At 59.0% G+C, this 13,021-nt stretch carries 14 protein-coding genes; all 14 read left to right on the forward strand.

Annotated elements, in window-relative coordinates; genetic code table 11:
• Positions 1 to 109 precede the first annotated feature (109 nt).
• Positions 110 to 1,555: a sigma-54 dependent transcriptional regulator gene (locus AC0L3S_RS04140; protein ID WP_473278175.1), complete on the forward strand. Its 1,446-nt coding sequence runs from the start codon at positions 110 to 112 to the stop codon at positions 1,553 to 1,555.
• Positions 1,556 to 2,291: 736 nt separating this feature from the next.
• Complete coding sequence (locus AC0L3S_RS04145; RefSeq protein ID WP_473258381.1) at positions 2,292 to 3,254, forward strand: NADH-quinone oxidoreductase subunit B family protein; 963 nt, start codon at positions 2,292 to 2,294, stop codon at positions 3,252 to 3,254.
• Between the two features lie 61 nt (positions 3,255 to 3,315).
• Positions 3,316 to 4,914 carry a nickel-dependent hydrogenase large subunit gene (locus AC0L3S_RS04150; RefSeq protein WP_007594382.1) on the forward strand — a complete coding sequence of 533 codons (1,599 nt, stop codon included), beginning with the start codon at positions 3,316 to 3,318 and terminating at the stop codon, positions 4,912 to 4,914.
• A gap of 100 nt (positions 4,915 to 5,014) precedes the next feature.
• A complete protein-coding gene (locus tag AC0L3S_RS04155) occupies positions 5,015 to 5,326 on the forward strand; it encodes a hypothetical protein (protein WP_473258001.1) in 312 nt (103 codons plus the stop codon).
• Positions 5,327 to 5,373: 47 nt separating this feature from the next.
• Complete coding sequence (locus AC0L3S_RS04160; protein ID WP_473278176.1) at positions 5,374 to 5,682, forward strand: hypothetical protein; 309 nt, start codon at positions 5,374 to 5,376, stop codon at positions 5,680 to 5,682.
• A 134-nt stretch (positions 5,683 to 5,816) separates the two neighbouring features.
• A complete protein-coding gene (locus AC0L3S_RS04165; RefSeq protein WP_473257993.1) occupies positions 5,817 to 6,302 on the forward strand; it encodes a hydrogenase maturation protease in 486 nt (161 codons plus the stop codon).
• Positions 6,299 to 6,625 carry a hypothetical protein gene (locus tag AC0L3S_RS04170; RefSeq protein ID WP_473278177.1) on the forward strand — a complete coding sequence of 109 codons (327 nt, stop codon included), beginning with the start codon at positions 6,299 to 6,301 and terminating at the stop codon, positions 6,623 to 6,625. Before AC0L3S_RS04165 ends, AC0L3S_RS04170 begins: the two co-directional genes overlap by 4 nt.
• Positions 6,626 to 6,694: 69 nt before the next feature.
• The gene (locus tag AC0L3S_RS04175; protein ID WP_473257986.1) at positions 6,695 to 7,762 is read left to right on the forward strand and encodes a hypothetical protein; all 1,068 of its coding nucleotides are present in this window, start codon (positions 6,695 to 6,697) and stop codon (positions 7,760 to 7,762) included.
• A complete protein-coding gene (locus tag AC0L3S_RS04180; protein WP_473278178.1) occupies positions 7,759 to 7,968 on the forward strand; it encodes a hypothetical protein in 210 nt (69 codons plus the stop codon). The genes AC0L3S_RS04175 and AC0L3S_RS04180 overlap by 4 nt, the downstream gene beginning before the upstream one ends.
• Before the next feature lie 13 nt (positions 7,969 to 7,981).
• Positions 7,982 to 8,206 carry a hypothetical protein gene (locus AC0L3S_RS04185; RefSeq protein ID WP_473278179.1) on the forward strand — a complete coding sequence of 75 codons (225 nt, stop codon included), beginning with the start codon at positions 7,982 to 7,984 and terminating at the stop codon, positions 8,204 to 8,206.
• 29 nt (positions 8,207 to 8,235) lie between these two features.
• Complete coding sequence (locus AC0L3S_RS04190) at positions 8,236 to 9,105, forward strand: NifU family protein (RefSeq protein ID WP_473278180.1); 870 nt, start codon at positions 8,236 to 8,238, stop codon at positions 9,103 to 9,105.
• A gap of 2 nt (positions 9,106 to 9,107) precedes the next feature.
• On the forward strand, positions 9,108 to 10,310 hold the full coding sequence (locus AC0L3S_RS04195; RefSeq protein ID WP_473278181.1) for an NHL repeat-containing protein: 1,203 nt from the start codon (positions 9,108 to 9,110) through the stop codon (positions 10,308 to 10,310).
• Positions 10,307 to 12,766 carry a carbamoyltransferase HypF gene (gene hypF / locus AC0L3S_RS04200; RefSeq protein ID WP_473278182.1) on the forward strand — a complete coding sequence of 820 codons (2,460 nt, stop codon included), beginning with the start codon at positions 10,307 to 10,309 and terminating at the stop codon, positions 12,764 to 12,766. Before AC0L3S_RS04195 ends, hypF begins: the two co-directional genes overlap by 4 nt.
• Entirely contained in the window at positions 12,736 to 13,017 is a 282-nt protein-coding gene (locus tag AC0L3S_RS04205) for a HypC/HybG/HupF family hydrogenase formation chaperone (protein ID WP_007594357.1), read from the forward strand. The genes hypF and AC0L3S_RS04205 overlap by 31 nt, the downstream gene beginning before the upstream one ends.
• Positions 13,018 to 13,021: the final 4 nt, after the last annotated feature.

Raw genomic sequence — 13,021 nt, forward strand, 5'->3', positions numbered from 1 at the left:
CAAGCAGTGTCGGCCAGCCTTTTTTAAGCACTCAAAGCCACCCGGAATGCCCATTGAAGGTTCCGCTCGCTGCTGCTAAGAAGGTTTTCAATTAGCCAAGAAGCATTGCATGGAAACGCAGGGAACAGTCCTCATCGTTGCCCGAGGCGGACCGCAATGGTCGGCGGCCGAGGTGGTTTTATCGGAAGAATATGGCTATCGCGTCCTGGTCGTCCGCTCGGCGGAAGAGGCGACGAGCGCGTTGTCGGACGCTCACGTAGATCTCGTTCTGGCAGAACACGGATCAGGCGGAGAAGGTTTGACATTCCTCGTCGGCTTGCGTGTCAGCCATCCGGACATCGTTCGTGTCCTCGCGCTTGAGGCTAAAACGGAGCTGAGCCAACAAGCGATTTCGCCGGCGGCGATCTATCAATTTGTGCGAAAACCGTTGGATGCAAAGCAAATCGGCTTGGTTGTCGAGCGCGGGCTGGAGTCGCGGGAGCTTTCACGCCGGCATCGCATGCTGTCGCGAGAGTTCAAGATTCGAGGCGATACGGTAGGAGTTCATCAACGAAATGGCGCTTCGTTGCATGTCGAGAGCCAGCGTTTTGAAAAATTGGTCTATGTGAGCGAAAAGCTCAGCGAGCTGTGCGATCTTGCGAGGAAGGCGGCGCGAACAGAATTACCTATTCTGATCCAAGGAGAGACCGGCACAGGCAAGGAATTGTTGGCTCGCGCAATTCACTACAATTCGACACGTAAGACCAGTCCGTTGATGGTCCAGAACTGCGGCGGTATGTCCGATGAGTTGCTTCATTCGGAATTGTTTGGCCACAAGCGCGGTGCGTTTACGGGCGCCATCTCCGATCGTCTCGGTTTGTTTCGCGCCGGCGACGGCGGAACGGTCTTCCTGGACGAAATATCGGAAGTGTCGCCATCCTTTCAGGTGAGCCTGCTACGGTTTCTTCAGGAGGGCGAAGTCAAACCACTCGGTTCCGACAAAACGCAGACCTGCAACGTTCGCATCATCGCTGCGTCAAATCGGCCGTTGCAGGCGCTCGTTGCCGCGGGAAAATATCGGCAGGACCTCTATTTTCGTCTCAAGGGCTTCGAACTCGAGGTGCCCCCGCTTCGTGAACGCCCTGTCGATATTCCGGCCCTTGCGGAGTTTTTCGCAGCCAAACATGCCGATGCGATGGGCCGCAAAATTCTTGGCATTTCCGCTGGGACCCTTGAAAAGCTGGCAGCGTTCGAGTTTCCGGGAAACGTCCGCGAGCTCGAAAACGAAATCCGCAGAATGGTCTCCTTGGCGGAAGATGGTGAGTATTTGACAACAAAGTATATGTCGCCCTCCATTCTCGCAGCGCCACCACGTCCGCGATTAACCGCAGCGCTTGCATTTGTGCCGCAGGGAACGACACTGAAGGATAAGGTCGAGAGCCTCGAAAAGCAGGTTCTGAACGAAGCGCTGAGCCGCCATCGGTGGAACCAAAGCCGGGCTGCGAACGAACTCGGTCTGTCGCGCGTTGGCTTAGCCAACAAGATCAAGCGATATGGTCTCGACGAAGCTAAGTGAAAGTTTGCGATGCCCGACAATAAGGATGCAAACGGCAGCGATCCCTTAGCGCGAATTGTGCGCTTCCCGCAATCGCGAGTAAACCCGGCAGGAAGCTCCGAACCTTTCAGGGAGCTTGGCACTAGTCAGCTTTCGAAAGCTCTTGGCTTGCCCGAGCGTCAGGCTACCGGCCATTGGTGCAGCCGGTGTCGCGGCATCTGGTATGGATACTTGCTGGAAGTGACATGCCCGGCATGTGGCAACCGTCACGGATAGCCGCAAGCCGCCGTGCGCTGAGCCTGCCGGTCTGATGGCGGTTCGCTGCGGTCAACGCGCGGAGCTCAATACACAATTCACTACGCGGCACCTAGACGCCAGGATTTTAGAGAACATCCGGTGCGTTGAAAGCGTGCCAAGCGCGCGGCGAATTCTGAAGAGGCCAAAGGTGTGCGCAGCGAGCCCTCCGCGTTGGCCACCTGCAATATGTTCTTCCTGGAGCGTCATTCCCTCGTGAGCACCTGCTCGTTGACGCGCATTATCGCGTTACGTCGGTCAGCGAATTTGAAAACTAACTTTGCATAGCTAACGTTCTTTGCAGCCAATGCACGAGAAGAAACACCTCGGCGTCTTGGGCGACTTCACACTAAGCATCTGTCTTTACAAGGTCTTTTCAGGGTCGCCCAATCCGGCACAGGTCTTGCTGTACTATTGTTCAAGCGCCGTATTGGTTGGCGATAGAACATAGTGGAGGAAATTGATGGCGAATCTTCTTTGGCTCCAAGGCGGCGCATGTTCGGGAAATACGATGTCGTTCCTCAATGCGGAGGAGCCGAGCGCCTGCGACCTGGTCACTGATTTTGGCATCAATGTTCTCTGGCACCCCTCGCTCGGCATGGAGCTCGGTGAGAATCTCAGAAAAATGCTGAATGCGCTTGTGTCTGGTGCCATGCCACTGGATATTTTCGTCTTCGAAGGCTCGGTGGTCAACGCACCGAACGGCACGGGCGAATGGAATCGGTTTGCGGGCCGTCCGATGAAGGATTGGGTCGCCGATCTTGCGAAAGTGGCGGGCTATACCGTCGCAATCGGCGACTGCGCGACTTGGGGCGGGATTCCTGCAACGGCACCGAACCCGTCGGAGAGCGAAGGTCTGCAATTCCTGAAGCGCAAGCACGGCGGATTTCTCGGGCCGTCCTATAAATCCAAGGCCGGGCTGCCCGTCATCAATGTCCCAGGCTGCCCCGCGCATCCCGATTGGATAACGCAAATCGTTGTTGCGGTCGCTACGGGACGCGGCGGCGACCTGACGCTAGACGAATTCCAGCGTCCGAAAACGTTTTTTACGAGTTTCACGCAAACGGGCTGCACCCGCAACATGCACTTCGCCTACAAGGTGTCCGCGACCGAATACGGGCAGCGCAAGGGTTGCCTGTTCTATGACCTTGGATGTCGCGGCCCGATGACGCACTCGCCTTGCAATCGTATCCTGTGGAATCGCCAGTCGTCGAAGACGCGAGCTGGCATGCCCTGCATGGGGTGCACGGAGCCGGAATTCCCATTCTTCGATTTGATGCCGGGCACGGTTTTCAAGACGCAAACGATGATGGGTGTTCCAAAGGACATGCCGCTCGGCGTCGACAAGGCCGGGTACATCAAGCTCACGGCAGCAGCCAAGGCGGCGTCTCCGGCCTGGGCCGAGGAAGACATCTTCGTCGTTTGAGCTGCCAGCTCACCCAACAACCGCGCAGACATTTCACCTTGTAAAATCAGGATGCATTCCTATGCCCTCAGCCGTTCAAACACTTGATATTTCTCCCGTCGGGCGCGTCGAAGGCGACCTTGATGTCCGCGTCAACATTCAGGATGGAGTCGTCGTCGACGCCTGGACCCAGGCCGAGTTGTTCCGCGGCTTCGAGGTGATCTTGCGTGACAAGGACCCCCAGGCAGGCCTTGTGGTCACACCTCGGGCCTGCGGAATTTGCGGTGCTTCGCATCTGACGTGCGCGGCCTGGGCGCTCGATACCGCGTGGCAAACGGAAGTGCCCCGCAATGCGATTCTGGCACGGAATCTCGGTCAGCTTGTCGAAAGCCTTCAGAGCCTGCCGCGTCATCACTACGGTCTGTTCATGATCGATTACACGCATAAGAACTACTCGAAATCGAAATACTACGAAGAAGCCGTCAAACGCTGGGCACCGTTCACCGGAAGCAATTACGAAATCGGCGTCACGATCTCTGGCAAGCCAGTGGAAATTTACGCGCTTTTGGGCGGCCAGTGGCCGCACTCAAGCTACATGGTCCCGGGCGGCGTGATGTGCGCACCGACCTTGACCGACGTCACGAGAGCGTGGTCGATCCTGGAATATTTCCGCCGTGACTGGATGGAGAAAATCTGGCTCGGATGTTCATTGGAGCGCTACGAAGAGATTAAATCCTATGACGACTTCATGGCCTGGCTCGACGAGAAGCCCGAGCACGCAAATTCCGACCTAGGAATGTTCTGGCGGATGAGCGTTGACTGTGGGATGGACAAGTTCGGGAAGGGCCACGAAAAGTTCGTCTCGTGGGGGTACTTGCCGCATGAAGACAAATATCAGAAGCCGACGATCGATGGGCGTAACGCTGCTTTGATTATGAAGAGCGGTGTTTATGACGGTAACGCCAACAGCTTTAAGCTGATGGATCAGAAGCACACGCGCGAAGATACGATGCGTTCCTGGTACGATGAGCCGGGTGGGGTGCATCCTTTCGATCGCAAGACGGTGCCTACGCAGAAGAACACAATCAATATGGACGGCCAATATTCCTGGTCGACGGCCGTGCGCCACGACGAATCAGGACGCCTGGAAGCTGGACCGCTGTCTCGTCAGCTGATCGCCGGCGGCACGCATGGGGAGGCCTGGCAGCACTTCGATCCACTGGTACTCGACATGTACAGGAAGTTGGGTGGGGCAAACGTCATGTTGCGGCACTTCGCCCGCATGCATGAAGGCGTTAAGCTTTATCGCCAGGCCGAACGCGCGTTGCGTGAATTTCGGCTCAACGACCCCTGGTATATCAAGCCCACCGAACGGGATGGACGCGGCTGGGGAGCTACAGAGGCCATTCGTGGCGCACTCTGCCACTGGATCGAGGTCAAGGATGGCAAGATCAAAAATTACCAGATCATTGCCCCGACGACCTGGAATGTTGGCCCAAGGTCGGCCGATGGCGTTCGCGGTCCGATGGAGCAGGCCTTGATCGGTTCTCCGATCAGGGACCCGCACGACCCAGTCGAGGTCGGTCACGTTTGCCGCTCGTACGATTCTTGTCTGGTTTGCACCGTCCACGCACATGACGCAAAGACAGGCGAGGAATTGGCGCGCTTCCGAACGGCCTGAGGTTCGCTCATCGGGCACGCTGTGGGTATCGGGACGCTGGTGCTTAAATTGCCGGTTGTAACGTCATATGCTGAATTTTTCGAGCGAAAGGCGGTCGCGCATGGCGTCTGACAAAGAGGTTGTGCTCAAGGCGATCGCCGAGATGCTCGAGAATGGGCTCAAAACGGAAGTTGAGCCTTTTCCCGAAACCGACAAGGAGTTTGGCGATATTTTGCTCCAGCTTCGCCGGCTGGATCCGAAGGATCTTGAAGGCAAGCTGGTGGTCGGAGGCTTTGTAAACCATCCGTACGGCCCGGATAACCAGCGATGCCTGGAGTGCATGTACTATCTGGTGCATCGAAGATGGTGCGACCTGCCGGAGCTTGCGGTCCCTGTCGAGCCAGAGTGGTGGTGCCGATTGTGGCGAATCTGATGTCTTGACTGACAGCCGCGAGAGCGAACCTCAGGAGAGATGACGCCGTGTGCCACGGAAAGATCCGGGACGAGATTCGCGCTCTTCTGGCGGGTGGCCTCAAAACGGAGGTACTGCCACGGGCCGATTCCCATGAAGACGTCCAGGCCATCGTTTCCCGGCTGAAAGCCGCAGGAAACGAGCTGAAGAGGAAGCTCGTGCTCGGCGGATTTACCCTCGAACCGGTCGAACACGAGGGTCTCGTGCAACTGTGTGAAACGTGCATGTATTACAAGGTCCACCGCCGCTATTGCGAGCTGCCTGAGCTGGATGTGCCCGTTGAGCCCCAATGGTCCTGCCGCCTTTGGCGCATTTAGGTGTCGATGCTGCGCCGGAAGGCGACCGATACCAGATCTATACGCCGCGTCGTTCCCGGCGCATCATGTCACGATGAGACATCGTCGCCTGGTGCGGGATCGCAGATGGTGACGAATAGCGTAGCGGGCTCCCGATGATCGTGGTCATAGGATGTGGAAATCCAAATCGCCTCGATGACGGTGCAGGTCTTGAAGTCCTGCGCCTGCTGGAAGCGCGCGGTGTTGGAGCGGGCCCACAAAGCGTCCGCCTGCTGGCTGCAGGAACTGACGGCATGGCGACCATGTTTGCGGCGCGTGGGTGCCGGACGCTGATTGTTGTGGATGCGTGTCGCTCGGGCTCTTCGCCAGGGGCGGTTTTCGAAGTGCCAGGGAGCGAGCTGGAGCAGCGCTACGAGCCATCGCTTAACCTGCACGATTTCCGGTGGGATCACGCACTTTTCGCAGGCCGGAAGATCTTTCGCGACGACTTTCCCTCTGACGTCGTCGTGCTTTTGATTGAAGCGCAGACAGTCGAATTGGGAATCGGCCTCTCAGATGCCGCATCAGCCGCTGTCGCGAAAGTGACCGACCGCATTGCCACGCTCATCGATGCACGTCTTGGCCCAGAGGGATCGTCGTGACCGCTGTCTTTTTTGTCAGAATAGCGCGCGGGGCACTTTATCTGAGCCGCGAAACATACGACTGCTATTTTGCAGGGTTGGAGGCGGTCATCCTGTTACGCCGCGCGGATGACCTCTGGATCATGCCAGTCCGTCACGCCGCCGCCGGGGGCTATCTCCTCAAGCTTCGCAACAGCCGAGGAGACCGAGTGGTGCATGCGCCAGATTTCCTGCGCGAGCACGCCGTCGATGAATACGTCGCCTCGCAGCTGCCGGTCGCGTGGTCGCCGGAAGCTGGTGCGCTCATCGCCGCTGGCGCTTTCCTGCAAACTAAGTTTGCATAACGCATAATAGATAGACAGTTCGGATTTCGTGCTGCTAGAGTAGCTCTCGTACCAAGCGTGCAGCCAAAAATGCGCTGGTCGGAGGAAGCAGTGATTACAGGACTTCTCGGCGATGAAGTGCGTGCGGCCCTCGCGGCTGCTGATGACGCCGAGGCGAGCCCGTCCGAGCGGGCCGAGATGCTGATGGAGATTGCGATGGGTCTGCAGCGGCAGCCCAAATCGCCGGATCAGCTTCATGCTGCGGTTGTCCTCTATGACAAGGCGCTGGCGATTTGTCCTGGGGACATGCGGCTTCTATCGGCTCGAATTCTGGCGCGCAAAGGCACTGCGCTACAGGCCATACCGGAGGAAGGTACAGCGGCGCTTGAGCAGGCGCGCTCGGCCTTTGAGCAGGCAATCCGGACCATGACCGAGCTCGGCAGGCCTGAAGAGCTTGCCGAAGCAGAGATGAATTTCGGGCTAGTATTGCAGAATCTTGCAGGCGTGAACAAGGCCCGCATCACAGACGCCATTTCCGCTTATCAACGTGCGCTGCGGACTTTCACGCGATCTGAGTTTCCGCAGGAATTCGTGATCCTGCAGAACAACCTTGCCACGGCGTTTCTCTCGATCCCCATGACGGACGAACGCGGAAAAATGCGTGAAGCACTTGCAGTGCAGGCTTTCGAAGAAGGTCTCAAAGTCATCACGCTGATCGACAATCCAACTGAATATGCGATGCTGCAGAACAATCTCGGCAACGCCCTGCAATATGTGTCCTCGAGCCACACGATCGCAAACAACATACGCGCACTTGAAGCCTACGACGAAGCGCTGAAGGTGCGGACGCCCGAGACGACCCCGCTCGAATACGCGAACACTATTTGCAACAAAGCCAACTGTCTGTGGAATCTGCCCGACGATCCCTCCGATCCAGACGGTGGCAATCGATCCAATCTTTTACAAGCGCGCGCCTACTACGGCGAAGCGCGGGAGATCTTCATGGCGCATGGCGACTTGGAGAAGGGAAAGGTTGTTGCCGAAGCGATCGACCAGATTCAGCGCGAGTTGCTGGCGTCGAATTCGGCCGATGGCCAGGTCGTGCGTTCTCATCCCAGCAATCGTCAACCGAACGAAACCGGAGCTTCCGATCTATGACCCTACCGTCTTCTCCAGAAATGTTGGTTGTTTCGTTTATCCTGGGCGTCGTTGCCTCGATTGGCGGCGGCGTCATCGGAGGCGTAGTCGTCGGCGGCAAGATGTTGGGGAATGAACTGGCCGCGCTACTGGGGGGCTTCTATGGGCCCCTGGCCGGCGTTGCCGGGACCTTTCTTGGGCTCGCCATCCTTACAATTGTCGGCTGAGGAGAACGATATCATGTGGGCAATGGCTCAGAATTCAATCGTTTTGTTCTTCCGCGGCAAGTTGTTTGCCGAACCGCGCAAAGCATTCCTCATGATTTTTGTAGGCGTGCTTGTGACTGCATCGTTGCTGGTCATGATCGCAAAGCTGGGTGCCCCGGTGTGGATGGCGGCGCCCGTCGCGGCGTTCGTCGGCGGTGGGTTGCAGCCCTATCTCTTTCGGAACCTCCGCTATCGGTGATGCTGCGGGAATCCGCATGTGAGAACGATATGAACGCCCACGATATGATCTCGACCACGCGCGACGATCTTGCCGGCTTGGTCGGCGACATCGAGCAACTGGAGGCCATATTTGCGACATGGGACGATACCCAGCGGGCGGCCGTCGGCGCCTACAAACTGGCCATCGAGGCGCTGGATGGAGAGGCGTTGCGCCGGTTGATCCGCGCGCTCAAGACTGATCCTGCCGCGCTTGCGGCGATGAAGAATGCGGTCGCCGACGAGGTCGTCTACGCGGTCTTGCGCCGGCATCAGATCGTCAAACCCAGTCTCAACGAACGAGTCGAAGCGGCGCTTGAGGGCGTCCGCCCCATGTTGGGTTCGCATGGCGGCAACGTGGAGCTCGTCCAGGTGAACCCACCCAAGGTGGAGGTGCGTTTCATTGGGGCGTGCGACGGCTGCCCCGCGTCCGCATTGACGTTCCACGCCGGCGTGAAGAAGGCAGTCGAGGAGGCATGTCCAGAAATTACAGAGATTGTACAGGTGAAAGGACTGGGCAGCTCCACGGACAACGGAGTTCGCTTTGTCAGTCCGTTCGCGCTTGACGCACAAGGGAACTGGCTCTCGGCTGGTCTTTTGGCCGACATTCCGGAAGGTGGGGTTCGCGCGATCACCATTGGGGGAGAGAAGCTATTGTTGTCGCGTGCGGGTGCGAGTGTCACTTGCTTCCAGAATGCTTGTGCCCATCTCGGCTTTCCGATGCACGACGGCGAGGTGGAAAGCGGCATTATCACCTGTCCGCATCATGGCTTTCAGTATGACCTTTCAAGCGGCGAATGCCTCACCGCTCCGGAGGTGGCGCTCCAATCCCATGCTGTTCGCGTTATAGGCGCTCGGGTCGAGGTCAGGATTTCGGTGTAGCCATGCAGGTTTCCTTTGCCCCGCACCGATTGCATCAGGCTCTTGCCAGGGCCGGAGATAACCATGTCGCGCGGCCGCTCTTGGCTCATGGCGGCGCGCGCGCTGTCCTTGGGGGCGAGGCGCTGCCGAATGGTCTGGCGCAATCAATCGTGCCAGGCCCGACAACCCTGTTCGGCCCGCGTGGGGCATGCCTTGCCGGCGCGCAAGGGCCGCTGTTTGTCTGTGACACAGGCCATCATCGGCTCATGATCTGGCGATCTTTGCCATTGGCCGATCAGGCACCGGCTGATCTGGTGATCGGTCAACCGGACTTTTCGCGGGAAGGGCGCAACGCCAAAGGCGACGTGGGACCGGCGACGCTCAACATGCCGACTGGAATCGCAGCGTCTAATGGCGTCCTAGCCGTAGCCGATGCATGGAACCACCGCATTCTGATCTGGCATAGCTACCCCGAAACATCCAACCAGCCCCCAGATGTGGTGCTTGGGCAGACAGATTTTTCCAGTGGGTTTGCCAATCGCAGCGCGAACGCGCCCCAAGCGGACACATTGAACTGGTGTTACGGGGTGGCGATCGTGGACGGGAAATTGATCGTCTGCGACACGGGCAATCGCCGTGTACTGGTTTGGGATCGTATTCCAATCTCGAACGGCACGCCGGCCGATCTGGTCTTGGGGCAGCTCGACTTTGTGACCCGCGATGACAATGCTGGGCAGGCCGGCGGCGCGGTCGGCATGCGCTGGCCCCACGGCATTACGGCCTGCAACGGAATGCTATTCGTGTCTGACGCTGGCAATAATCGCGTAATGGCATGGAGAACGTTTCCGCGTTCTATCGGACAGCCCTGCGATTTCGTGCTCGGCCAGTGCGATTTCGCAAACCTTGATCACAACCGCGCCTCCTATTACCCGACATCCAGCGCGATGAACATGCCGTACGGACTCACCCTGCAAGGCGGAATGCTGATCGTGACCGATACCGCCAATTCGCGGTTGCTTGGATTCGGACTAGACGGGCTATCAATGGATTCTCCTGCCATAGCGCTTGCTGGGCAGCCCATGTTCTCGGCCAGAGGAGACAATAGGTGGCGTTCTGCCACGCGCGATAGCCTGTGCTGGCCCTACGCTGCTTCGGCCAGCGATGATCTGCTGGTCGTGGCTGACGCTGGCAATAATCGCGTGCTCCTCTGGGAGACGGTTTCGTGACCGATCGTAGCAGCATCGCGCAACCGGACGCTAATGTCGGAGCGGAGATTCGAGTGCGCGGCCGCGTGCAAGGAGTTGGCTTTCGGCCGGCGGTCTGGCGTTTCGCGCGTGAGCTTGGTTTGTCAGGCGACGTTCGAAATGACGCGGACGGCGTGCTGATCCGCCTTTACGGCAGCGAGCGCACCATAGCTGCGCTCATCGCCCGCATCCACACTGACTCGCCACCACTGGCCCGTATCGATGCAGTCGAGACAGGGCCCGCTCGTGGTGGTCTGCCAGGGCAATTCGTCATCGCCGGGAGCCTTACCGGTGGCGCAAACACCCAAGTTGCACCTGACGCCGCGATTTGCGCCGAATGTGCCGAGGAGATCACCAGCCCGTTCGGCCGCCGCTATCGCTATCCGTTCACCAACTGCACCAATTGCGGACCACGGCTCGGCATCGTCAGCGCTATCCCCTATGACCGCGCCAGTACCACGATGGCGCCATTTGTGATGTGCGCAGACTGCCGGCTCGAGTACGAAGACCCCGCCGATCGCCGCTTCCATGCCGAAGCAATCGCCTGTCATGCCTGCGGGCCGAGGGCGAGGTTGGTTCGTTTCGACGGCCGGGCGTTTAGCTTCGACCAGTTCTCGATGATGGATGATGTTGATGCCGCGTGTGGCCTGATAAAGAATGGCGAGATTGTCGCGATCAAGGGTCTCGGAGGCTATCAGTTGGCCTGCGATGCCACGAACGCCGCCGCCGTAGCAAGGCTGCGCCGAACGAAGCATCGTGACGCCAAGCCGTTCGCCCTAATGGCCCGTGATCTCGACGTGATTCGTCGCTATTGCAGCGTGAGCGCCCAGGAAGAAGCATTGTTGGCGGCGCCCTCAGGGCCGATCGTGCTGCTCGAGGCCAATGGCCCGGAAAGACTGCCGGACTCAATTGCGCCGGCTCTTGCAACGCTGGGGTTCATGCTGCCGACGACCCCGATGCATCTTCTCATGTTGCGTAGGATGGCCCGGCCGGTGGTGATGACCAGCGGCAACCTCTCGGACGAGCCGCAGGTTGTGTTAGACGAGGAAGCGCGCGAACGGCTTGGCGGGATCGCTTCCTATGCGCTGATCCACGGTCGTGAAATCGCGAACCGAATTGACGATTCTGTCGTGCGCGTCGTCGGCGGCCGCGTGAGGCTGCTGCGCCGAGCCCGCGGCTACGCACCGGAGTGGATAGTCCTGCCCAGGGGATTCGAGGCAGCGCCAGATGTGCTGGCCATGGGCGGCGAGTTGAAATCGACTTTCTGCCTCCTCAAGGATGGTGCCGCTATCCTGTCGCAGCATCAGGGCGATCTGGAGGATGCGAGATGTTTCGATGATTACCGGAAGAATCTCGCGCTCTATGCTCGCTTGTTCGATCACGCACCGGCCGCTCTGGCCGTCGACTTGCATCCCGAATATCTGTCCTCGAAGTTCGCCCATGAGCGTGCCGTCGCCGATCGGCTGCCGCTTGTTGAAGTTCAGCACCACCACGCCCATATCGCCTCCTGCCTGGCCGAGAACAATTATCCGCTGGATGCCCCCGCCGTGCTCGGTATCGTGCTCGACGGTCTGGGTTGGGGCGGCGACGGTACGCTGTGGGGCGGTGAATTCTTGCTCGCCGACTACCGGCGCTACCAACGGCTTGGCACGTTCAAGCCGGTCGCGATGATCGGTGGGGCTACTGCAGCCCGCGAGCCTTGGCGAAACCTGTACGCGCACCTGATGGCCGAGATGAAGTGGCCGGAATTCTCCATGAATTTCGACCAGCTCCCACTGCATGGCTATTTGTCAGGCAAGCCGCGCGGCACCCTCGATGCCATGATCAAGAAGGGCATCAACGCGCTGCCGGCGTCGTCATGTGGTCGGCTGTTCGACGCCGTTGCCGCGGCGCTGGATGTCTGCCGTGAGCGGCAGGCTTACGAGGGTGAGGCCGCGGCGCGACTGGAAGCCCTTGTCGATCCTGATACGATGCTGAATGAGGGGGATGAGCTCGGCTATCCCCTGACAATTCCGAACTTGCCCGGGTCAGGACTGCCTTATATCGAGCCGCGAGCCATGTGGGCCGCAGTGCTCGGTGATCTCATCCTGAACACGCCGGCGCCAGTCATGGCCGCACGCTTCCATAAGGGCTTGGCGATATCGATAGTCGCTATGACGAGAAAGCTCGCCGGCGGTGAGGACGATGCGACGCAGCCGCGTTTCTCGACGGTCGCCTTGTCGGGCGGCTGCTTCCAGAACAGGGTTCTATTCCAGGAAGTCAGCCGTCGCCTTGAACAGGCGAAGTTTTCGGTGCTCTCGCATGCTCAGGTTCCCGCCAACGACGGTGGACTTGCACTGGGGCAAGCGGCCATCGCTGCGGCGCATCTGATCGATAAACAAAGGCCGTCAACAGAAGGAAGCAGGTCATGTGTCTCGGCATTCCCGGACGCATCGTGAAGATCGACGATGTGACCAAGCGCCTCGCAACGGTCGACGTTGGTGGCGTCAAGCGACAAATCAACATCGCCTGCATCGTGAACGACGACCATCCGGTCGAGTCGTGCGTCGGCGACTGGGTGCTGGTTCACGTCGGTTTCGCGATGAGTCGGATCAACGAGGAAGAGGCGGCCCAGACCTTGAAAATACTGATCGAACTCGGCGAAGCCCAGGCCGAGATTGAGGCAATGAAGCTGTCGGCGGCCCAGTAAGGAG

The organism is Bradyrhizobium sp. Ken01 (assembly GCF_055807355.1).